Below are 22854 nucleotides of genomic sequence, written 5' to 3'. Positions count from 1 at the left end.
ATTATGAAACAAAGTTCAGCAAACATGTTGAGCTTTCAATTTGTCGTGCAACAGAGTTATGAAATACTAAAACCAGTTTTAAACGACCGGAAATATCTGTACTAAATGGATAGCAAGTTACTCTCTTAGCGATAATTGTAATAGGGGTGGCCTGCTCTGCTCCATACTGGGAAGGTAGAATAAGTCTTGAAGTAAGCTTTATATTTTGCATATCTAAGTCACATGATACTTGCCACAAACCACCTTCACCATCTGCCGATAACCCACGACATTGAGTACCATTAAAATCTTTACTTAGCCATAAAACAGTATCACCACTAGCAACAGAACCTTCAGATGTAGCCAAAGGAACAAAAGCACTGCTCTTGAAAATGCGTAAATGAGAACCATATGATGAATTCTCGATTCCAAAGCCTGCAGCTTGTAACATCATATTGGTGGATAATAAAGCTGAAACGCGCTCACCATCACTTCGAGAAGATTCAGAAGCTGGAACAACAACTTGGATAGTGTTTCTATATACCATCATCATTCCTATTAGTAGGAATGAGGAGATTAGCAAGCCAACTAGTAAACTAATTAAAGTGAAACCGCCTTGTTTCTTCATTTTATACTCGAACTTTCCGATATTCGAATAACGCCATCAGCTCCAAAAAATGCTTGTGATTCTTCGTCTCCATTCGTTGATAGCGTTAAAACATTTGTTTTTACAGATACATTGGCGCCATTAACACCAATAGTTACATCATTCTCATCACACCTTGCAACTAACTGAATATTCCCAACCCAACTGAGATTTCCAGGATTACTACAAAGAGTTACATCATTATGTTGTTGAAGGCGTTCGCGCATTTCCAATAGCGCTAAACTATATGTATTCATATAGCGTTGGCTCACTAAACCTCGACCTAAAACTTGTGCAATACCGAGAAATAAAATTGCCAAGATTAACATAGCGACCATCGCTTCGATCAAAGAGGACCCTCTTTGAAGCACTAATCCTTTAGTAAAAAGCCCCATTGTAAGAAACAGCTCCTTTATTGAGAGTAAACGTTAGATTATCACCAACCTGCAGATCATTTTTCAGTATTAAGCCTCGATTATTAATAAAAAATACCGTAAGGCGATTGTTACTTCGAAGTAAAGAAACACCTTCAGGCCAGTCCCCCTGCCAAACGATATTTCCAGAACATAAGGAACCTTCAGGTTCTCTTACCTGAAGCACCCCATCTGCTAATTTAACGCATGCAGATGATGCTAAATCCCCCTGTGAATTTTGTGGGTTACGTAATGCCAATGCCTTGGCTTGACTATACCCATTCGCAAGTAAACTTCTTGCGTTATTAACTTGAGCTTCATATATCCAAGATTGAGTAAAAGGAACGACTACTAATACCAAAAAACCAATAATTGTTATTACTATCATCAGCTCAATGAGAGATAAACCCGATTGTTTTTTTACCAAGACTTCAACCCACCACAATTACCAGACAGTGTTCGTGAACCGGTGTTGGATAAAGTTAATACGCAATCAGAATTAGTTGCTTTGAGGAGGTATGAGTTTGCCGTCACACTCATATTAATAGTGTAATTTTTAGATGACTGATACCAATTTACATTATCAACTGTAGCACCTGAGTAACTCAATCGGCGTTGAAATCGGTTTTCTAAACTTACAGATAGTGCAACTAAGTCAGCTCCTGCTACATGTGCATGACTACGAAGAATATAATTTTGATATGCAGGAAATGCGATTGATGCAAGAATCGCTGTAATTGAAATTACAATCATAAGCTCAATAAGAGTGAAACCATCGCTCTTAAATGAGCATTTTTTATAAACGCAAGACATAAAAAGCCAAATCATATTAGAAATTGAGGTATAGTAATATTATTTAGAAATGGAGTAGCGCTACGAATGTAAAGAGGTAGCAGCGATTCTTGAACACTGTGTCTTAAAGCAACTTCTATAAAAAAAATTGTGTAGTCATTGAATACCCATCCTTGGTTTAAAAAACATATTGCTTCCATTCCTTTATTAACTAAGAAAGTTAAAAGAAATAACAGCAAGGGATATAATTAGAGTTAAAACTCAAAACCAGCACTAAAGTACACCATTACTTACCTAAATTCAATACATAGAAAATATTATACTATTATATAAAATTTGGCACTCAAGACCTCTAACACAAACTTTTAGAGCATTTACGTTTACGCATTTTGGGGATACTAGTCATGCTTCTTTTTGCATTAAAGATAAGTAAATAAAAAGGAGTAACACGCTACTCCCTTGTTCGGCAGCCCTTAACTAAAGGTTCGTTTTAAATTGACTAACGGCCTCAACCACTTCTTTTGCACCTTTTTGAATATCATCGATTACACTACCTGCACTATTAGAAAACTCTAATGCATCTTTTGCTTCTATTAGGCTAGATTCAATTTGAGTTACAGCATCTTGTGTTAATACTTTATTTTCCGTCACAACACCTATTATCTGCTCAGTAGCGGCACTCGTTCTTGAAGCAAGTTGTCTTACTTCATCAGCCACAACAGAGAACCCGCGTCCTTGCTCTCCTGCTCTTGCTGCTTCTATTGCAGCATTGAGAGCAAGTAGATTAGTTTGGTCAGCAATACCTTTTATACTATCAACTAGTTGAGCTACTTTAGCTGACTGTACATCTAATTTATTGATACCTTCACTGGCTGTTTCGAGTTTCTTAGACAAGGCATTCATCGTTGATATTGTTTGCTTTACAACTTCTAAACCGTTTTCTGCATCTGCGTCTGTTTGCTTTGAAATATCGTAAGCAATCTCTGCTGTTTGTGAGATTGCTTGTTCTCTTCTCATTTGATCTGTAATGACAGTCGCAAACTTAGCAACTTTATATAAATCACCATTGTCATCATGAATTGGGTTATATGAGGCTTCAAGCCATACCTCATTACCGTGACTATCAATCCTTTTAAAGCGGTCTGAAATGAAGCGCCCTTGCTTAAGTTCAGACCAAAACTGCTGATAGGCATTCGATTCAACTTCATGTCGATCACAAAACATACTGTGGTGCTTTCCTAGAATTTGATTTTGAGAGTACCCCATGGCATTCAAAAAGTTATCATTAGCGTTGAGTATTACGCCATCTAGGCTAAATTCAATCACCGCAGAAGAACGACTGAGAGCAATAAGCATATCTTCCTTCTCTCTAGATTGAGATATAGTTCTTGTAAGTTCAGCTGAATACACGGCAAGTTCGCCATTTATTGGCTGTAAAATGCTTCTAAGCCACAGTTCACGACCTGTATTAGTTTGTAATTGTAAGGCGCCGTGCCAATGGTTTAACTTAATTATTGCCGAGAGTAATTTTTGTGTGTGGGGTTTTTTAATTGATTTTTTTAGGAGCAAATCATTTAGGGTTTTACCTATTAGATCATTTGCTTTGAAATCTAGCGCTGCTGCAAATCGTTCATTTACTTCAATAATGGTGCTATTTTTGTTCAGTAAAAAATACAACATCTCTTCTTTGAGCTCATGCTTTATATTTTCGTATTCTGCAACCTGCTCTTTTAAATAAATATTTTCAGATAAAAGTTTGCGATTAGTAAACCACATTAGGTATGTTCCTTTGGATTATGAACTCAAGATTTGAGTGACTTTATTATCATACAAATATAATAGCTTATTAAATAGTATATTAAGATGAATGGGTACAAAGAGAGGTTAGAAACTATGTAAGTTAGCTCCAAGCATAGTTTGCAAAGAGCTTATTTTCTGCTCAAGGATTATAAAAGATCACTTTTTCTATTTCAGAGCCTTTAATTATCGTTAGCAATACGCTTTTGCATTATCACAATGGAAAAGTATATTTGCGTACAATTCCCTCACTAGTATTATCAGAGTGGATTCTGAATGCGTTTGTTTGATTTACGATATCGTCTAAAGGAACGTGGAAGAGGTAATATTAAGAAAGCGAACCCGAAGGTTCGCTTGTTTAAGTTTTTAATTTGGCTGTTTAATTTAGCTGGCCTTCTTCACACTCTTCCCACTCATTGAAAAGACTGTCTTCATCGGCTGTGCGCCATATTTCGTATACATAAGTAATTTCTGGGATTTCTCTAATATTGAAAGAGAAATGGAAGCCTTCAGACTTATCGTCATTACGAATACAAGGCACTGCAGGTACTACGGTTTGAAATGCTAAACTTTCGCCTTGTTGAATAACACGTCCTTCATACAGGTTTTCAAAACGAGGGGTAAGACTCGCAAGACCACCATTAATATGGCTCACCTTAACATTTTCAACTGTATAGGCACTGTCCATAGCACTTAGCTCCCACTGCACATAGCCTTCTTCTAAGAATGGACGCGAGCTTGCACTAAAGCCATTTGCAAATGGTGGAATTGTTTCATACGGTAGTGGGTGCCATAAGCTTTCGCCATCTTCATTAATGCTTCGTAAGCGAACACCTTTCGCTTCTGATAATGGGTCAACTTTAACAACAAAATCATATTGTGGTGCATCGTCTATTAAATCAGTCGCTGAATAACGGAATGTATAAGTACCTGGTTTGGTAAACACTTGACCGCGTGTGGCAGGACAATCAGCTTCATCAGGGTAACTTGTGAATTCTCCACCTTCAGGCGTGCTAATTAACTCTTCATGGGTGAATACTTCGTCACCATCAGCATCAACCGTAACAGGGCGATGTAATAATGACATACACGGTAAGATTTGATAGTAATCTTCACCTGGCTGCAATCTCCCCCAGCTACGTGCCCACACAACTGAACGAATTTCAGGCGCAGTATTGGTAAGTTTCGCAAGGCCATCATCTTCTGCATAAGTTTTTGCAAAAAGTCCGCGGTCATCTTCAACAATCAAGCGCGCAGTATATGAGCCTGGTACGTCAGTAACCACGCGAGCACGGCGATACTCTTGGGTTTCAGGTTCAATAACTGGCTCAATAACCGCGTTACTGCCATCTGGACGATCAACAAGTTCCCAATGGAATGTCATTGGATCATCATTTGGGTCTTCACTTGATGCATCGAATACGAGTGCATCACCTACAATCACTGATTTAGATTGAGCATCTACACCGCGTGTTGAAGGCTGCCCATTAACATTACCAATTTTAGCTTCCATTGTTGCATTGGTTGTTAGTTGATTAACACCATCAGATACAACCATTCGTACTTTATACATGCCTACAACATCAAGCTTTTGGATCTTTTTGCCCATTGGCTTCCAAGAACCAATATCAACTAACTCAACAGTACTTGTTTCTGGCTTTTCTATAAGTTCCGCACTGATTATTTGCAAAGCTTCACCTTCTGGATCATAGCCTGAAAAATTAAACTCAGCGCGTAAACCAACTTCTTGTTCACCAATACTATAAGAAGGGAAATAGCCTGTTGCGAGTAACTCGCCAACGGGCGCTTTGTTTTCATTAGACTCAGGATCTTTCTCTACAGTTACAAGAACTTCACGCTCTTCGCTTTTTCTTGCACCATCAAACACAAACAGTACCAATGAATACTCTCCCGCTGCAGCTGGCGTAAAAGTAAGTGTATCTGTTGTTCTTCCTGTTAATTCAGGTAATGGAATAGCATCTGGTTCAACAGGACTGTAAGCCCATTTCCAACGGTATTGTAAAGACGCTCCTTCAGGGTCATTACTTTGTGATGCATCAAGCGTGACTGTTTGCCCAAGCTTAACCGTCACATCGTCAGCAATCGCAACAGGTGGAGCATTACCTGATGAAACAGTTACGGTAACCGTTTTTGGTTCACTGGCAATATTTCCGTAATAAACAACCAACTCTAGTTTGTAATCTCCAGCTACATCAACAAATAGAGTAGCTAAACTAAGTGTTTCATTGCTTAAATAACCCGCACTCTCAGCCGGTTTTTCAACAATCTTCCATTGATAATCTAAACTGCCTGTCTCGCCTGTAGGAGGTAAACTGGCACTTGCATCTAGGCCGACACTCGTTGTGCCCAAACTTACACTGTATACAGGCTCAGTGATTGCTGTCGGATATGGTGATGTTGCATTAAACGTAATGCGTGTTGCTTCACTGTTATTAACACCATCATTAACAATAAGACTAATGACATATTCACCAGGAAGATCAGCCACAAAATCGGTGCTAAGACTATCGTTACTGATTAAAGCTGCTTCACTTTGTTCTGGGCGAGAAATAAGTTGCCATTGATAACTAAGTTCTTTGTTATCAGCGCTACTACTTTGATCAGCACTTAGTTGAATTTGTACTGCACCATCTTTAAGTGAAAACGTTGTTTGTTCTGTACTGCTAGTGATAACAGCCGTCGGTTTTTGTTCAACAACAACAGGGGTGCTATCGTCGTTACCACCACCTCCACCACAAGCGGTTAGCGCTAAAGCTAGCCCTATAGCAGTGAATGTATGTAGCATCAATTTCATCGGGGTCTCCTTGCAGGTTTTTCTGGCAATTAAAATTGTAAAGTTAAGCTAAGCTTGGCTGTGCGCCCTGGGGCTGGCACAAGTCCTAAGCTCAATGCGTCTAAGTAGTAACGATCGGTAATATTATCGATAGTAAAATCAAGGGTCGCCGTATCGTTAAATTGGTATGAACTGTAGAAATCTAAAAGGTTATAGCTGTGCCATAGCACAGGCTCATTAAAACCTGTTGGTGCGTTGTATCGAGGAATTGAGTTTCTCTCGCCCATAAAGGTAGCGCGTAAACCAGTCTCGAATTTTTGATCAAAAAGACGTAAGCCTAAATGCATGCTGGCATGCCAGTTAGGGGGGATCATATTATTGATGTAGCTCTCAGGGATCCCCCAGTCATTACAGTAATAGCGTACATAGCTACCAACATTACACACTTCAATATGGGAATATTTAGTGCCACTTAATTCAACTAACCAAAAAGGTGTTGTGTAACTAAAGTTCAACTCAACACCATTAAGATCTAAACTGTCGATATTGCGCATGCGGAAAAAATCGAGCATACCGCCTTGTGATTGCTCCCATGCATTTGGTTGTGTTCGAGTCAAATAGTCATCTACATGATTCTCGAAATAGGCAAGCTTGATAGCCAGTTGCTCTGTGTTATTCGCTATTTTTTCGTTTAAATAATTAATACCCAATTCTTGGTTTTTGGCATGCTCGGGTTTCAGAGGGATATCAAGCACAGGGCTCACAGACCAGCCCGAAGTACTTTCAAACAAGCTTGGCATGCGTAAAGCTTCTGCGTGTCTAATGTATAATTGAAGACCGTCTAACGCTTGCCATGTTAAAGCAATAAGCGGCGCACTACCTGAGTGACTATTCTGATAATTGACAGGGACACAGCCTCCTTGCCCATCAGGTGTGCATGCGGGATCATTGGGCTTAAGCTCTAAAGGATTATTATCTTTTGAAGAGAAATGACTAAAGCGTAATCCTGCTTCTAATTGCCACTGCTTTGTAATCTGCCAATCGACGGCGCTAAAAGCACTAAACTCTTTACGCCAACCGCTTCTTGAACCAGCATAAAAACCTTCTGTTTGGGGCGTGTCGGTATCCATATCTTCCCACTGCCCAGCAATGCCATAGCTCAATGCAAGTTCGCCATGATCGTAAAACATCATTTTATTACTAAATTCAGCACCCCAACGCTGATAGTCATCTTTTCGAGCTATGTTATCGGCAATATCCACCGAGCCGACATCTGGCGTATTTAAATCTGTAATCGCATCTGTGTGCCACAAATTAGCCGAAAAGTCGGCCCAATCATAAGTAAGCGGTTGCCATTTGTATTTTAATGTATAGGTATGGTTTGTTACTTCGCTGTCAAGCCATTGTCTTGCTTGACCAAAAGAGCGAATTTGCGAAGGCATCATTTCGCCATATTCGCTGTTATAAAGGATATAACTCATCTCTAAGCTATGATCTTTTGGCATCACCAAGTTCGTTTTAAGTAATACCGACTCACTATTGAAATTTGTATTTGGTATACGCTCATTAGCACGAAATCTTGACGCACCTTCCACTGACACTGGGGTCTCGGTATACCAAGCCATTTTAACCGGCTCACCATAAATCAATTCGGGTTTAGGGCCATGGCTACCTGCATAATAATTGCCTTGTTCACGCTTAGCGTAAGCACCAACTAAGTCACCCCAACTAAAGCGTTTTGCTGCAGCGACACTCCCCGCGTAACTCGCAAACTCTAACAAACTAGGCCTGTCCATTCCTTCTTCTGGGGCAAAATGCTCAGGCATCAAGTACTGTTCAGTACAATAAGTTGGAAAGCGACAGTCTGAGCGATAAGCATTACGAGGGAGATAATAGCCTGCATAGGTTCCAGGCTGAGGTGCGTTTGAGCTATTACCAATAGCACTCGCTCTTAAACGTACACCTGACAGCTCACCTTCTTTGACAATATCGTCTGCATTAAGAGTGCTAACACTTACTAATCCGCCCGTCGCACCGGTCCCTTGCGCGTCCATAACAGGGCCTTTACTAATCGTCATTGAGCCAATTAAATCAGGGTCAATATAACTGCGGCTAGAGACACCTGAATACCCTCGATAAACAGTTGTTTCTTGGCGACTTCCATCAATAATAACTGGCACACGGCCTTGACCTTGCATACCGCGGATATTGATGTCTAAACCACCTGAGTTACGGTTCTCACTGACTAATACCCCAGGTGTACCTTGGAATATATCGCCAACACTGGTACCGCGAAATCGTTCAATATCTTGCTGAGTGATGACGTTTACCGATTTTGCCTCGGTATAGGTTTTATTTTTTAGTTTATTGTGTTGTCCCTGAACTTGAATAGTATCAAGAGCAATCACATCTGATTGTGGCTTTGCTTTAATGATCCAAGCGTTTTGAGCAATCAAAAACGCTTCTAATGAGGTTGATTGTAAAAGTTTATTTAAAGCAGTTTCTGTGCTGTAGCGTCCTTTAAGCTCTAATACAGAGATATTTTTTACGATTTGCTCATCAAAGCTCAGTGTGATCCCTGCTTGTCGTGAAAGCAGCGTTAATGAATCACCTAGATTACCTGCAGGTAAGTCAAATTGAACTAATGTGAAATTAGCTGAACTAGCTGATGATTGCGCCGCATAAATTGGGGCCACAGACAACAGGCTCGAAACAAATATGGCACAGCTAGTAAGCAATACACGAGACGGCATGTGAGTTTCCTTTTTTCGTTACATACCTATAAAGCCGAACGAAAAATGAAAAGCCGTAAAAATAAATGAGAATTATTTTACTTTGGCAAAATTTCAGCCCAGAAACGGGTCAGATAGTTAAGCTTTGCACCCACTGATTGTGCAACAGTTGATAAAATTAAATCTGTATCTGAAAGCTGAAATACACCAGAAATTAGCGTGTCGTTTAAACTTGGATGGCAACGAATATGGCCGCTTCGATAACGAGCCAATTCGTGTAAAAAATCGGCAAGCGGCATGGCTCTGGCAGTGAGTAGATTTTGACGCCAACTACTGTAATCAAAAACCCCAGAATTTAACGTAAATTGTTTATTGGAAAAGAGTTGATACGTTGAGCCTGCTTGTAGGGATAAACTGTTTTCACCTGCCGCTGCACTATAATGCAGTAGGCCTTTGTTTACTTGTACAATCGCATGGCTTGCCTCATGACGAACAAATACTTCTGCGTTTTGAGTAGCAAATACACCATGCGGAGTGTGCAGTTGTACTGGTGCATCAATAGCTGCGGTTTTTAAAAATAACTCACCTTGCGTGAGCGTAATAGAATTACTCTTGTGCTCATCAATTTCTACCGTGCTATGGCGGTTTAACCACAGTTGGCTATTTTTGAAAATAGTAAATTCTTCGCGACTATCCCTGGTTGATAAATCGGCACTTAAATAATGACGAACGCCTTGCTGCTCAACTAAAAAAGCCACACCGGCTACACTTAGTGTCGTACCAAGCGCGCTTTTGAGCAAACGTCTACGCTGCAGATTATCAATTTCATGGTCTGTTTTTTGTAATGTTTCTCGTGCATACCCGGCGGACTTAACAGCAACATCACTAAATGCTTTATCAAGGTGTAGTAACCGAGCACATGCCAGCTCATGTAATGGATCTGCACTGCGCCACTTCACAAAATGTGCCTGCTCTGCCTCACTGATGCTGCCAGATTCAATTTTAATTTGCCATCGAATTGCTTGTTGAACTATGTGTTCTGGAATATGAGCTTGATTGTGATTGAGTCTAAAATTCATCAGATTTAGCTGTCAAAATAAACAAGTTGGTAGCACTGTAGTGTTGCTTTAGCGATATATTTTTCGACTGAAGATAAACTTACTTTTAGTTCGCTTGCGACATCTTTATAACTCATGCCATCCAATCTAACCATTAAAAAAGCTTTTTTTTCTTTTGCTTTCAAACCCGTGAGTAACTTGTCAATTTGCTCAAGTAAGTTAAGCAACTCTAATTGCTCTTCGGGCGAAAAGTAGTCAGACTCAGGCATTGATTCGAGCATGCTTTGATAATTACGTTCAAGCACTTGCCTGCGTAATTGATCTGTCATCAAGTTACCAGCAACTTTCGTAAGCCAGGCACGAGGGCTACACATATCATCATAAAGCATTGGCTTATTTAACAATTTTATAAACGTATCTTGCGCCAGATCCTGAGCATTATCAGCACTACTTGTTCGCTTAGCAATCCAACGAACTAACCATTCGTGGTGTTCTTGATACAGCGAGTTGAACCCAGTTCTGTTAGTGGTCTTGCTAGTCAAAATTTACAAAGTCCCGTTGCGTGGCAGGCGGACATTATAAACAATAATCATTCTCATTCAAGCTAATTTATTAGGTAAACCTTCTTAATTATTAATTAAAGTGAAATTCTTTTTAATTATCAGCCATTGCATGAGGAATACGATCAATTAAAGGTTTAAACAAATAACTCAGCATCGAACGCTCTCCATTTTTAACAAATGCTTGAACTGGCATCCCTGGCTGTAACACCAAATCTTTTAGCAGCGCTTGTTCATTGACGCGAATAGTTACTTGATAATAAGGTTGCCCAGTTCGTTGGTCGTTGACAATATCTTGTGTCAGGCTATCTATATTGCCTTTTACCTTTGGCGTGGTGCTGGTATTAAAAGCATTAAATAGCAAATCAACTTCTTGACCAAGTAAGATGCTATCAATTAGATGAACTGGTACTTTCGCATCGACAATAAGAGTTTGGCCTTTAGGCATTATTTCCATTAATAATTGTGATTGGGATACTACATCACCAAACGCATTAAGGCCTACGACTTGCCCCGCTGCTGGTGCGCGAACTTCACTATTATCCAGGCTAAATTGAGACGTAATGATCTGCTGTTTGAAATGACTAATACTTGCTTGATTGGTAGCCATCTGTTGACTGAGATCTTGTTTGTAAGCTTTTATTGTCTGTAGTAATTGAGTGTCTTGCTCTAATAACCTGGCCTGTTGTGCTTTTAGTTCTGCTTGTGAATTTGCTGAATCAGCGCTGATCTCCGCAGCTTGTGCTTGTAATTGATAAAGTTTTTCTTGTGATTGATAGCCTTTATCAACTAAAGCTTGTGTGTCTCTAAGCCAGTTTTTATATACCGCCAATTGCTGTTGCTGACTGGCAACCACATTTTGTAGGCCTGAAATTCTCGATTGCGTAGTGTGTTTGTTATTTTCTAACAGTAAGAGTTTAGCATCCTGCGTTGCTTTTCTTTGTACAAACAATTGCTGATGCAAGCGCATAGCCTCTTCGGCTTGTGGTAATGCTATTTCGGTTAGCGCTGATGAATAGTGCAACTTCGGCGTTTGTGTAAACTCAGCAAATAAACGTTCTTTTTCTGCCAGTGCCATATAGTATTGAGTTGTTGCGGCCTCAAGCTGACTTTTAGCGACTCGGTTATCGAGGATCACTAAAGGCTGATTTTTCTCAACCCACTGACCATTTTGCACTAACAACTGGGCAAGCACCCCACTTTGTGGAGCTTGTATTTGTTTTTTTCTTCCAGATACAATAACTTGACCTTCAATCACAGCACCTTTATCCAGTGGTGCAAAGGCTCCCCAAAGTAAAAAAACACCCAAACTTAGTGCCGTCATAATCCAGCCCCAAAGAATGTATTTACGACCTGCTATGCCGTGTTGAGCATTCATGCTATTGCCACTCCCTGTTGACTTTGTTTGGCTCTTTGCATGGCGTTTAATACGTTTTCTTTAGCGCCAAATGCCTGAACATGGCCTTTGTTTAGTAACAAAATTTTATCGCTCATAGCTAAAATATTCGCTCTGTGAGTTATGAATATCACACTACTGCCAGCTTGCTTTAACGTTTTGATTGTTGCTGCTAATGCAGCCTCACCGCTATCATCTAAATTCGCATTTGCTTCATCTAAAATAACCACCTTAGGATCAGCATACACAGCTCTTGCAAGGCCTATGCGCTGTTTTTCGCCGCCCGATAAACCGGTTCCTGCTTCACCTAGTTGCGTTTCATAACCATTACTTAACTTGAGTATCATGTCATGGACCCCAGCCAACTTCGCGGCTTTAATCACCAAGTGATCTTCCACCTCGCCAAATCGCGCAATATTTTGCGCGATACTGCCTGCAAAAAGGCTCACATTCTGTGGTAAATAACCAATAAAAGGGCCTAAGCTTTGTTTATTCCACTGAAATACATCTGCGCCATCTAAACGCACTTTACCTATACGCGGCTCCCAAATACCGCATAGCATTCTCGCAATTGATGATTTACCAGCACCTGAGGGGCCTATAATGGCCAAAATTTCTGCGGGTTCAAGCTCAAAACTAATATTTTTAAGAACAGGATGCTGAGCCATTGGTGGGATTAAAGTGGCGTTCTCAATGGTTAATTTACCGCTTGGTTTAGGTAAACAAACCCCTTCCTTTACTGATGGATATTGACATAACAAGCCATTTAAACGTTGTTGTGATTGCTTAACTGATTGCCATTGTTTAAAAGCACCAACCAATTGCTCAACTGGCGAGAGCATGCGTCCTGCCAAAATAGAGCCCGCAATCATCATTCCAGCTGTTATTTCTCCCTCAACAGCTAACCATGCGCCTGCACCTAGCATCATTGACTGTAATGCGAGTCGTAAAACTTTACTGGTTGCAGTAAGAACAGAACTTAAATTACTCGCTTCACTTTGATGGCAAATTCCAGCCCAGTGCTCTGACTGCCATCGTTCTTGTAAATTTTGCTGCATACCCATGGCTTGAGCAACTTCGGCATTATTAATGATATCGCTGGCGAGTCTGTTAGCATTTGTAGTTGCTTGTGAGGCTAAAAGTAGAGACTGTTTAGCCCATAATTCATTTGCTAAAGCCAAAGCAAATAACACTAAACTACCAACCAATGCGAGCGTGCCCAATAAAGGGTGAAAAAAGAACAGAATGACTAAGAAAATAGGCGCCCAAGGCGCATCAAAAAAGGCAAACACGCTACTCCCTGTCATAAACTGACGAACTTGATTAAGATCGTTAATCAGTAGTCCTGAGTTAGCGTTACCAGTTTTAAGTTGATGCTGATATAACGCATTAAATACACGGTTGTGTAAAGTTTTATCAAATTGTTGACTAATGCTTATTAATACTCGGCTTCGGATCCACTCCAGCCCCCCCATTAATAAGAAAAATACCGCAACCATCGAAGAGATTAGCCATAAGGTGTCTAAATTTGCTGAGCTCAAAACGCGATCATAAACCTGCAACATGTAGATTGCAGGCAACAGCATTAATACATTAATGACCGCACTAAACCCTGCAACATGATAAAAACTGCGCATTTGCAGCTTTAAAGCATCTTTAAGTGGTTTACTAAGCGCTTGCGAAGCGTTCATTTAAACCTCGTTGTACGAACTGGTTTAAACAATGCTGCCGCAGTAAACAAAAACAGCCAACGCCAGTCTAAACTGCCGCCATTACCATAGCTAAGTGATTCACTGTCTTTTGCTTTGGCTTCTGCATCCACATACAAGGTTGCTAGGGCAGCAAAACGACTATTCACATCGCTATCCTTACAATTAACTGTCAATGTATAAACCCCTGTCTGTGGCGAAATAACCATACTGCCTTGCGGCTCTAGTGGCGAATCAGGTTGCCAGTCGCCAATCACTGTTTCCCCCGTTGCTTTACAGTCTGTTGCATTGAAACTAGACCAAGTCACTTCGGCTTGCTCTCCTTGCTTTATAGACCCTGGAGTTATGCTAATTGACACTGAGCCTGTCGGCTGTTGAGCACTTAAATCTACTTCAAATACAGTACCGAATTTATCATTGAGGTATTTATTACCAGAATTATCGGTGTACCCTCGGCCACCATATAAGGTGGTGCCGTATAAGTTACCGTTTGCAGCTAACATAATACCGGTTGGCACTTTGCCGTCGGCATCAACATCTATCCCCGCTTTAAAAGAGTGTACATGTTCAAAACCACTTTCAACGACCACGCCATTTTCAACTTTAATATCTGCGAGGCGAATGCGATAAATGGTGCCATTCCCTGTTACTTCCCCAAATTGTGAAGGATATGGGTTACCTTGCTTTACGTTTATAACTTCATCTTTATGGACACCGCCCCCCATCGTTGTACCATAAAGGTAGCCATTGTCCGTAATCGCCATTGGTCCGCGGGGCTGACTGCCATCTAGGTCACTAAATGTATGCACTAACACAAAATCAGAACCATCTTTTTTTACTCTAAATACAGAGCCAAAAGGGTTACTGCCATCATAATGAGGATATTCTGTATGGATGAGGTTTTCTTTATCGGTCACAGAATATAAGTCATAGCTACCACCACAAATGCCATTATCAAATTTTGCCTCTTGCTGATTGTGAACGATTATTCCTTTTGTTTTACACGTACCTACCGACGTGGTGCCGTATAAATAACCTTGTTGGTCTTCAACCAAATAGGTGGCTATACGCGCAGCTTCACCTCTTGTCCACGGAACTTCTCCCTCGGCTAAGGTAAACTCGTGTATAATTTCAGGGCTTTGTACTGGGTCGTTACTTAAGTCCATTGCGTAGAGGGCGCCGACAATAAAATCATCATCAATCGAGAGTGTATCTAAAAATGGTGTGCCTCTGGGGTAGGCCAAATAGCCAAATAATGTATTACCACTCAATAACATACCTCCCGCACCAGTATAATAGCCATGCGGGTTATTGTTAAAACTATGCAGTTCAATCAGGGTGTTATCGGCGTCTAAGCGCATTAACCGCGAGTAAGATTCGCCGTCTGTGTCTATAAACAGTAGCCTCCCCTGCTGATCAAAAATAGGCTGAACGTTAGGTTGACTGCTAAGCTCTTCCTCACTGTTATCAAAAACAATATTTTTATTACTGCCATCTGAGTGGACATAAAAAATGTTACCATCTAAATCAATACTATAAAGCCTATCGAGCTGTGGATGCTCAGCAAAACCCACGTATGATTTAATATCTTTAGCCAATGAAAAATAATGACCTTGCACCGGCGCCAGCCCCCACATATTTGCTGCCCTAGTGTCGTTACCAAAAATATCTACATGTCCTGTGGATGATATTCCCAGCAGTTGGTCTCGCTCAGCATTATAGATAGGGGGTGCATAGGGTTTCCCTGCCGTAGGCCAACCTTCAGGGCCACTATAATGAAGTGAAGTCAGGTAATTTACACTAACATAGTCAACCGCCGTGGTAGCAAAACAAGAAAGCGGCAAAGTGAATAAAAAAATGCAGAGTGTTTTCATAGCTAGCTCAATAAGTTTTAAGTAGCACTGCAGCAAAGCTACAGTGCAGTTAGATTATGCAACGAGTTCGTATTCGACAAAGCTTGAAACACCAATAGTGTCAAGTGATGCAAAGCTAGCAGCACCAGTGTCGTTTAGGGTTAAGTCAATTCCATTGTCAGATAGTAAAGTAGTGAAGTAATCAAACTCCGCATCTTTTAAGCCATCAACAATGTTATGGGTGGTATTGTCACCGGTTGTACGGTCAATCACATTGCCGCTTGCATCAATACCGGCATTTAAGCCTATGGTATCTAGACCATCGAAACTAACTAACTCATCAGTGAAGCTGTATTCACCGTTAGCATCTTGAGTGATGCCGTAACCAAAGGAAATTGAGGCAATTTCACCGTAAATTGTATGAGAGGGGCTAGAGAAGAAGGTGTAATCTAAGTAAGAACCATCAGCAGCCTGAATGATAAAGCCTAGGCTGCCATCGCTTGAAGTGCCTTCTTGCACAAATTGCGTGCCAGAGAATGTGCCAAAGCTCCCCCAAAAACCTAAATCAACAATAGGATCAGGGTTTTCAGTACCAGCGAAACTACCAATGCTTTCATCGTAAGTTGTATCGGTAAAAAACTCACTTGCGTAGGTGAAAAAGTCATTTAAACTGCCGTAGCTATAATTTGCACCATATGAAACTTGTATAGACATAATATTTCCTTTTCTGTTTTTGTAATGACCTAGAGGTCTGAAATAGTCATATCAATTGCGCGCCAGATTGATATGACTGGGTTAATTAGCAAAACTGGTTGCTAATTTAGCTTTTAATTTTGTTACGAAAGCGTCTACCAACTAATAAGCCAAGAGCCAAGATTACACCGCCAAATGCCCCACCACTGCTGCTATTATCTTCTGGTTCTGGTTCTGGTTCTGGTTCTGGTTCTGGTGCAGGATTAACTAAAATATCCAAAGTTTGAACATAGTCAGTTTGGTCGTTATCTTGGCAAGTTAGAATGTATGATTTGTTGCCATCAGTGCTTGGCTCGATAGTTTCGGTACCACTGGTTTCTTTTGCACCTTCCCAGTCACCACTAGCCGTACATTGGCTTAAGTTAGATGTTTGCCAATTTAACTCTACGCTTTCTCCTAAGGTGATTTCGGTAACTGAAGAAGTAAAGTTCAGCTCTGGTTTTGGATTTACAACCACATTAACTAACTGAACATGTGTTTTTTGGTCAGTGTCTTGGCAACTTAATAAATAAGATTTTTCACCCTCAGAGCTTGGCTCAATTGATTCAGTACCACTGGCTTCTTTTGCACCTTGCCAATCGCCACTGGCAGTACATTGGCTTAAGTTGGTTGACTGCCAGTTGACTTCAACACTCTCTCCTAAAGTTATTTCAGTGGTTTGAGTATTAAACTCCAAGGCATGCTCTTTTACAGTGAATTGATATACGCTTCCTGTGTCGTTTACCGCGTCGCCATTGGTGGCACCGTAAATAATTTGTTCGCCATTCACTAGCGCACCAGCAGTTAAACCTACTGGTAAAGGTGAGGCTTGATCTGCAAAGTGGAGTACAAGCTGAAAATTGTCTTGCTCTTTATCAAGGTCACGTGCATCTGTACTTAGGTTAATACGAAATAGCACACCTGAATTATCGTCACTGCCTCCGGCGGTTGTTGTACCGTAAATGTTTCCATCTGCTGCAACTACAAGTGGGCCCGCTGGCGTTTTACCATTTAGGTTTGTTTCTGCTTCATCTTGTTCTGAACCAAATGTATGTAACACGGTAAATGCGTCTAAATTGGTTTTGTGGGCACGCCATACTGTTTTAGCTGACGTTCCGTATAACCAATCACCGCTTTCTACTAACGAGTTGGTTGCTAAGGTATGGTCATCGATAAGACCATGTAGGTTATTAGAAAAGGTTTTTAAAATTTGTACTTCTGAGCTGCCATCCGTTTTAACATTGGTTAAATCTAGCTTAAACAGGGTGCCGCTTGGGAAGTCGCCATCTTCTAAGCCTTCGGTACTGCCTGCTCCATCAGACTTTGAAGATTTATGTGCAAGGCCATAAATCGCATTATCTTGTTCACTGTATATCAGTGAGGCAGGCGCTTCACCTTTAGTAAAAATATTGCCTTGTTTATATTCATCACGGCTAAAGTCAATCAGTACAGCGATTTCACCTTCACTATTAAGGCGCAGTAATGCACTATAATCACTACCTCGTTCATAAGCGGCAAAATAGATGTTGTCTTGTGCATCTATCGTCATCAAGCCTTGTACTCGGAAGTCTCCGCCATTAATACTAGAGAGATCCAAATGCGATAGTGCATCCTCTATTACTTCGCCTTCACTCCATTTGAATAATGCTCTGTTTGCGCCACCGTAAACAACTCCCTGACTATCAACCACGATATTCGTTACAAAGGCTAGCGTGTCGTTATTTACTTCGTTTATATATGTGGTGTAGTCGGTTAACTCGCCTTCAGTTAATTGGGGAGTGAAGCTATAAATACCCGACTGCGTTAGCGTGGCAAAGTCACTACCACCACCAGAAAGAAAAGTACCTATTAATTTACCATTATGGGTATTTAATGTCGGTGGTTTTGCAGGCATCATGCCTTTATCGCCGCCCATCATAATGGTCGGCGGTGTACCAAATGCATGTAATTGTTGTAGGTTAATTTCAGCTGCACTTGCAAGATTTGCGCTAAATAATGCACTGGTAATAAGGGCTAGCTTAAAGGTATGTCGCATTTTTATTCCTTTATTATTTAAAATGTTGCGGTTAATTGAGCAGTGGCGGTGCGCCCAGGCGCAATCCAATATGAAGTACCATTTGCTTCGGCATAATTGAGATCGGTCAGGTTGTCGACCGACATACGTAATTTAAACTGTGATGTAAATTGATATTCCAACCAAAAGTCATAAACTTGCCAGTCAACAACGTCTTCATAAGCGCTGCCACCACGACCGTCGTTATCTTCGTAACGCATTCGAGCGCCTAACTTTAAAGTGTCTTCAAATAACTTTAAGCCTAGGGTCAATGCACCACTGTGTTTTGGTGGAGGGATATAGTTCAAGCTTCCCGATCCAGCTTGACCCATACTTGTTTCTGGATAACCTACTTGGCTGCCTAGAGGAAATGGATCATAGCCTCCCTTGCCAAGGTCAACATTCATTTTGGTGTAATTAAGCTCAGCAAATAGCCTTTTTGATTCATAATCAGCTTGCAGTTCAAGGCCATCAAAACGGATTTCATCTTGTAAATTGACATAACTCAATGTCATTCCACTGTCATCAATAGAAGTAGGTCTCATCACGCGACCTTGGACAATAAAGTTATCGATGGTATTTTCGAACCATGCTGTTTTAATGAATAAATCGTGGCCTTTGGCTATATCAAGCAACTCAAAATTAAGACCAATTTCATTATTCCAAGCTTCTTCAGCTTCAAGTCCAGGGTTTGGGTAAAAAGGGAAAGAGTTACCAACATGAGCACCAAATAATAAGGTTTCTGTGATTTCAGGCGGCCTGACTGCCTGAGCTGAACTTAAGTAGCCTTGTATTTTATCGTTAAAGCGATAGGCTAAACGCATATTTGGTGAAAGGTAATTTTCATGCCGGTCAACGTCAAAGTCGGTATAGATCAAAGTGCGACTAGGCGAAACTCCGGGAGGGTTAAGAATGTAACCAGAGTATATTTCTCCACCTCCTTGCAGTGAAAATTGCTCATAGCGCAAACCTGATTCAAAAGAAAAATGCTCGCCGTATTGCCACTCAGTTTGAATATAAGCACTGCCTAGAGAGCGATCACCTTCAGGGGTTGCACCTGTAAACCAAGATGGGTCGCCAGTTCCTGGCGTTTGCTGTATTGCTTGAGGCTCTGTCCAGTCTTTAAAATACTCGCCGCCTAAAGTAACTAATAACAATGACTCATGTTGAGTTAACCAATCATGCTTGAGACTAAAAAAGGCAAGATTATCAACAACCATACCTAGGGTGTTGGTTTCATATTGCAATTTAAACTCGCCGTAGGGGTTGCTGCTTTCTCCCATTTCATAAACATGCTGACGCATTTGAGTGCGGTTGTAATAAACACTGGCATTAAGATTGAGGTAATTTGAGTTTGCAGCCCATGTGTAATCTAATTTAATCGTATCGTTATTAAGTGAACTGCTACTTTCGGGCTCTGCATCTACTGATGTCGTTGAGCCTTCTTCAAAGTTGCCATAAAAGCCGATATAGCTAAGTTTTACTGACTGCTCTTTATTTATTGTGTAATCAGCTTTGAGTAATGATGACCAGTTATCTTGCTCGGTAAAGTTACTCATTGCGCTAAAGTAATTACTAGAATCAGCATTACCACCATGTTGGCCTGGCTTAAAACGGCCAACATTCTTATGCCCTACTGCAGCAACAAGTTCTAGATCTTTTCCCACACGCACAGTAGACGCTAATAAGCCTTGCATGTGATAGGCATTGTTGCCAGATGAAATGGCTAGCTTAGTACCATGATCTTTACCGGGAGCCGCCAAATCATCAAATTCAAGCGTTTTAAAATTTACAACACCAGCAATCGCGCCAGCACCACCACTTTCGCCTACTGGTCCCTTTGCAATTTCGACACTCGACAGTAATTGAGGATCTAAATAAACCATCCCATTGGCACCATGACCACTTCGTTTGAAGTTCTGCCTAGCTCCGTCAATCATCACATTAACTCGACCAAAATCTTGTAAGCCACGAACATTTACTGCAACCCCAGGCTCCTGCCGAGTTTGGGAAGTGGTAACACCTGAAACGTTATAGAAAATATCTGATGTATCACGTGGGGCAATACGTTGAAGCTGAGCTTGATCAAGTTGAGTATTTGAAGAGGCTGATTGATAAATTTCTATACGTTTATTAGATGTAGCCTGAACTTCTAAGGTATCGAGTAAAATATCACCATTTGATTGGGCTAAGAGTACACGTATAACATAACTTCCATTAGCCGTTTTCTCGGCATACAAGCCAGTCCCTAAGAGAAGCTGTTGGAATCCTGTATCAAGTTCGAATTCCCCTTTTAGACCAGTTGATTGCAGATCGCCAACTTGCTTAGGATCAAACTGCAGCAAGATGCCTGTTTGGAGGGCAAATGTATTAAGTGCCTCAGCCAAACTACCTTGAGGTATATCAAGTTGGTGGGCTTGATCCGCTAACACCTTTGCAGAAAATGTAAATTGCAGGCATAGCAAGACTGTAAAAATTAAACGCGATAAGCGGCCTTTTAACATAAATAGTTCTCATTATTTTTTAGAGCTATTAATAGGACGCAGCAAAATCAAAAAGCAGTAATAAAATTTATTAATTAATGAAAATAATTTTATAACTTATTTTATTTCAATGAGATATATTCAAAATACTTAGCGACAGAGGTATGGGTCACCGCGGGTTCTGACGCTATCATCTGTAGCGCCATAGCAATATTGTCTGTTGGGTAAACACCTGAAACTCGGATATGTTCAAGTGCGGATTGGTTGTAAATAAACACGCCTTGATAATGAGGCTCAAGCAAACTTAATAACCTAGCTAAACTCATATTATTAGCAACTAACCTATTATTTAACCATGCTAATTCTATATCGGGGTTTGCAGCTGTTGGCCCAATGAGGTGACTATTAGCCACTGACATTGCTTGACCTTCCTTACCTACGACACATTTTTGAGCAGGTAAATAGCACAGCTCTACTTTTGATTCACTCACAACGACAAAGGTATCTTGTTCGTGGCGTTTAACAGTAAATTGTGTCCCCAAGGCTGTTGCCGTTGCTTTATCTGTCTCCACCACTAATGGCCAACTTGAATTAGTTTTTGCCACTAAATGTATCTCTCCCTGATTCAACTTAATCAATCGTTGCTTAGAACTAAATTCTATATCCACTTGGGTTTGCGCGTTGAGAGTCAGTATGGAGCCATCTTTAAGCTCAACAGTTTTTTGCTCCCCTTTTAGAGTGTAATAATCAGAACTGATTCCTGTTAGACCTACATGACTGGCTATGAGACCAAACCCGACAAAAAGTGCCGATAAAACGACCGATTTAGCAAAATGATTAGACTTAGGCTTATCTTTATCTAGTACCCTATTGAGGATTTTCGAATCAAAATGGCTGTTATCAGTGCTGTCAAATTCGCGCCACAGTGCTTGCAATTCTGAGTAAGCTTTTTGATTTTCAGGATCGGCTTTGAGCCACTGACTATGGGCTTGAATATCGGCATCGGTGAAGTTGTCAGAATTGAGTAAGACACACCAATTTGCGGCTTGTTCAAGCTTAGATTTGTAGTCTGGGTACTGTACGGACATTATGGCTTAATCGAGTAATTGACTGTGACAATGAAGCAATGTTTGAGCGATATATTTTTGCACCATACTCACCGATATATTCAGTTCCTGAGCAATTTCTTGATACTTCAGACCATCTAACCTTGCCATTAAGAATGCGCGCCTTGGTTTATCTGCTAACCCTTCAAGCAAGCGCGATAACGCCTCTAGTTTTTGAATCATTTCATGCACTTCTTCACACGAAGGGGCATATTCTTGTGAAGACTCTAACTGAGCTTCAAGGTAGGCTTGCTCAATGCGTTTACGTCTTGCTTTATCGATAATTAAACGATTTGCAATTGTAGCAAGGTAAGCACGGGGTTCTTTCACTTCAAATAAATCAATTGACGAAGTCAGAGCACGAATAAATGTGTCTTGTGAAAGGTCTTGTGCATCATGATGGCAATGAAGGTTAAGTTTCTTCTGTAAAAACCTTAATAACCAAAATTGATTGTCGCGAACAAATAGATCCATACCGGTGTAATTAAGCACTGCGGTTCCCTACCAACAACGGCAAATGATAACAATTATCATTACCGTATCATTGTTATTTATTCAAGGCAAGTTTGTTGTTTAAAATATGATAATTACTACTTTTGGCTAATCTCTTTTCAAAACATTCCATTCAATCAGAGAATTACAACGAATCGCTTAAGGCAAATGCCCGCCGTCGACAAAAAATTTTAATTTTTATTACGGGAAAATGATTTTGGTGCGTCTTATTAAATATGACGTTTATTTTTTTCGCCAT

Annotated in this window: 17 protein-coding genes; all 17 read right to left on the bottom strand. The window is 40.6% G+C overall.

Translation table 11 applies throughout. The features are described from left to right. Position 1: 1 nt before the first annotated feature. Positions 2-607, bottom strand: coding sequence for a PilW family protein (locus BIZ38_RS01495; RefSeq protein ID WP_138599177.1), 606 nt, complete (start codon positions 605-607; stop codon positions 2-4). Continuing rightward, positions 604-1020 carry a prepilin-type N-terminal cleavage/methylation domain-containing protein gene (locus BIZ38_RS01490; protein WP_138599176.1) on the bottom strand — a complete coding sequence of 139 codons (417 nt, stop codon included), beginning with the start codon at positions 1018-1020 and terminating at the stop codon, positions 604-606. Before BIZ38_RS01490 ends, BIZ38_RS01495 begins: the two co-directional genes overlap by 4 nt. Beyond that, positions 1004-1465, bottom strand: a complete 462-nt coding sequence (locus BIZ38_RS01485) for a Tfp pilus assembly protein FimT/FimU (protein ID WP_187489375.1) — start codon at positions 1463-1465, stop codon at positions 1004-1006. Before BIZ38_RS01485 ends, BIZ38_RS01490 begins: the two co-directional genes overlap by 17 nt. Next, positions 1459-1791, bottom strand: a complete 333-nt coding sequence (locus BIZ38_RS01480; protein ID WP_171041538.1) for a type IV pilin protein — start codon at positions 1789-1791, stop codon at positions 1459-1461. The genes BIZ38_RS01485 and BIZ38_RS01480 overlap by 7 nt, the downstream gene beginning before the upstream one ends. A 516-nt stretch (positions 1792-2307) precedes the next feature. Further along, positions 2308-3606, bottom strand: coding sequence for a methyl-accepting chemotaxis protein (locus BIZ38_RS01475; RefSeq protein WP_138599174.1), 1299 nt, complete (start codon positions 3604-3606; stop codon positions 2308-2310). Between the two features lie 400 nt (positions 3607-4006). After that, positions 4007-6442: a PKD domain-containing protein gene (locus BIZ38_RS01470; protein WP_187489373.1), complete on the bottom strand. Its 2436-nt coding sequence runs from the start codon at positions 6440-6442 to the stop codon at positions 4007-4009. Between the two features lie 29 nt (positions 6443-6471). Beyond that, positions 6472-9174 carry a TonB-dependent receptor gene (locus tag BIZ38_RS01465; RefSeq protein WP_187489372.1) on the bottom strand — a complete coding sequence of 901 codons (2703 nt, stop codon included), beginning with the start codon at positions 9172-9174 and terminating at the stop codon, positions 6472-6474. 77 nt (positions 9175-9251) lie between these two features. After that, positions 9252-10232 carry a DUF4880 domain-containing protein gene (locus tag BIZ38_RS01460; RefSeq protein ID WP_054553566.1) on the bottom strand — a complete coding sequence of 327 codons (981 nt, stop codon included), beginning with the start codon at positions 10230-10232 and terminating at the stop codon, positions 9252-9254. A gap of 5 nt (positions 10233-10237) precedes the next feature. Continuing rightward, positions 10238-10753: a sigma-70 family RNA polymerase sigma factor gene (locus BIZ38_RS01455; RefSeq protein WP_187489371.1), complete on the bottom strand. Its 516-nt coding sequence runs from the start codon at positions 10751-10753 to the stop codon at positions 10238-10240. A 112-nt stretch (positions 10754-10865) separates the two neighbouring features. Further along, complete coding sequence (locus BIZ38_RS01450) at positions 10866-12149, bottom strand: HlyD family type I secretion periplasmic adaptor subunit (protein WP_187489370.1); 1284 nt, start codon at positions 12147-12149, stop codon at positions 10866-10868. Next, a complete protein-coding gene (locus tag BIZ38_RS01445; RefSeq protein ID WP_187489369.1) occupies positions 12146-13858 on the bottom strand; it encodes a type I secretion system permease/ATPase in 1713 nt (570 codons plus the stop codon). Before BIZ38_RS01445 ends, BIZ38_RS01450 begins: the two co-directional genes overlap by 4 nt. Further along, positions 13855-15750, bottom strand: a complete 1896-nt coding sequence (locus BIZ38_RS01440) for a hypothetical protein (protein ID WP_187489368.1) — start codon at positions 15748-15750, stop codon at positions 13855-13857. The genes BIZ38_RS01445 and BIZ38_RS01440 overlap by 4 nt, the downstream gene beginning before the upstream one ends. A 54-nt stretch (positions 15751-15804) precedes the next feature. Further along, positions 15805-16443 carry a heme acquisition protein HasA gene (locus BIZ38_RS01435; protein ID WP_187489367.1) on the bottom strand — a complete coding sequence of 213 codons (639 nt, stop codon included), beginning with the start codon at positions 16441-16443 and terminating at the stop codon, positions 15805-15807. 106 nt (positions 16444-16549) lie between these two features. Next, the gene (locus BIZ38_RS01430; RefSeq protein WP_187489366.1) at positions 16550-18496 is read right to left on the bottom strand and encodes a choice-of-anchor tandem repeat GloVer-containing protein; all 1947 of its coding nucleotides are present in this window, start codon (positions 18494-18496) and stop codon (positions 16550-16552) included. Between the two features lie 17 nt (positions 18497-18513). Further along, entirely contained in the window at positions 18514-21018 is a 2505-nt protein-coding gene (locus tag BIZ38_RS01425) for a TonB-dependent receptor (protein WP_187489365.1), read from the bottom strand. A 101-nt stretch (positions 21019-21119) separates the two neighbouring features. Next, a complete protein-coding gene (locus BIZ38_RS01420; protein ID WP_138599164.1) occupies positions 21120-22085 on the bottom strand; it encodes a FecR family protein in 966 nt (321 codons plus the stop codon). A 6-nt stretch (positions 22086-22091) separates the two neighbouring features. Beyond that, the gene (locus BIZ38_RS01415) at positions 22092-22595 is read right to left on the bottom strand and encodes a sigma-70 family RNA polymerase sigma factor (protein WP_200909101.1); all 504 of its coding nucleotides are present in this window, start codon (positions 22593-22595) and stop codon (positions 22092-22094) included. Positions 22596-22854: the final 259 nt, after the last annotated feature.

The sequence above is a fragment of the Pseudoalteromonas sp. BZK2 genome (assembly GCF_014349195.1).
GTDB lineage: Bacteria > Pseudomonadota > Gammaproteobacteria > Enterobacterales > Alteromonadaceae > Pseudoalteromonas > Pseudoalteromonas simplex.
The sequence above is the reverse complement of the archived record's forward strand: the minus strand, read 5'-3'. Positions and strand labels throughout refer to the sequence as shown.

Coding starts and splice junctions, on each gene's coding strand:
- BIZ38_RS01495 (WP_138599177.1), bottom strand. CDS start 607: ATGAAGAAACAAGGCGGTTTCACTTTAATTAGTTTACTAGTTGGCTTG.
- BIZ38_RS01490 (WP_138599176.1), bottom strand. CDS start 1,020: ATGGGGCTTTTTACTAAAGGATTAGTGCTTCAAAGAGGGTCCTCTTTG.
- BIZ38_RS01480 (WP_171041538.1), bottom strand. CDS start 1,791: ATGATTGTAATTTCAATTACAGCGATTCTTGCATCAATCGCATTTCCT.
- BIZ38_RS01475 (WP_138599174.1), bottom strand. CDS start 3,606: ATGTGGTTTACTAATCGCAAACTTTTATCTGAAAATATTTATTTAAAA.
- BIZ38_RS01470 (WP_187489373.1), bottom strand. CDS start 6,442: ATGAAATTGATGCTACATACATTCACTGCTATAGGGCTAGCTTTAGCG.
- BIZ38_RS01465 (WP_187489372.1), bottom strand. CDS start 9,174: ATGCCGTCTCGTGTATTGCTTACTAGCTGTGCCATATTTGTTTCGAGC.
- BIZ38_RS01460 (WP_054553566.1), bottom strand. CDS start 10,232: ATGAATTTTAGACTCAATCACAATCAAGCTCATATTCCAGAACACATA.
- BIZ38_RS01450 (WP_187489370.1), bottom strand. CDS start 12,149: ATGAATGCTCAACACGGCATAGCAGGTCGTAAATACATTCTTTGGGGC.
- BIZ38_RS01445 (WP_187489369.1), bottom strand. CDS start 13,858: ATGAACGCTTCGCAAGCGCTTAGTAAACCACTTAAAGATGCTTTAAAG.
- BIZ38_RS01440 (WP_187489368.1), bottom strand. CDS start 15,750: ATGAAAACACTCTGCATTTTTTTATTCACTTTGCCGCTTTCTTGTTTT.
- BIZ38_RS01435 (WP_187489367.1), bottom strand. CDS start 16,443: ATGTCTATACAAGTTTCATATGGTGCAAATTATAGCTACGGCAGTTTA.
- BIZ38_RS01430 (WP_187489366.1), bottom strand. CDS start 18,496: ATGCGACATACCTTTAAGCTAGCCCTTATTACCAGTGCATTATTTAGC.
- BIZ38_RS01425 (WP_187489365.1), bottom strand. CDS start 21,018: ATGTTAAAAGGCCGCTTATCGCGTTTAATTTTTACAGTCTTGCTATGC.
- BIZ38_RS01420 (WP_138599164.1), bottom strand. CDS start 22,085: ATGTCCGTACAGTACCCAGACTACAAATCTAAGCTTGAACAAGCCGCA.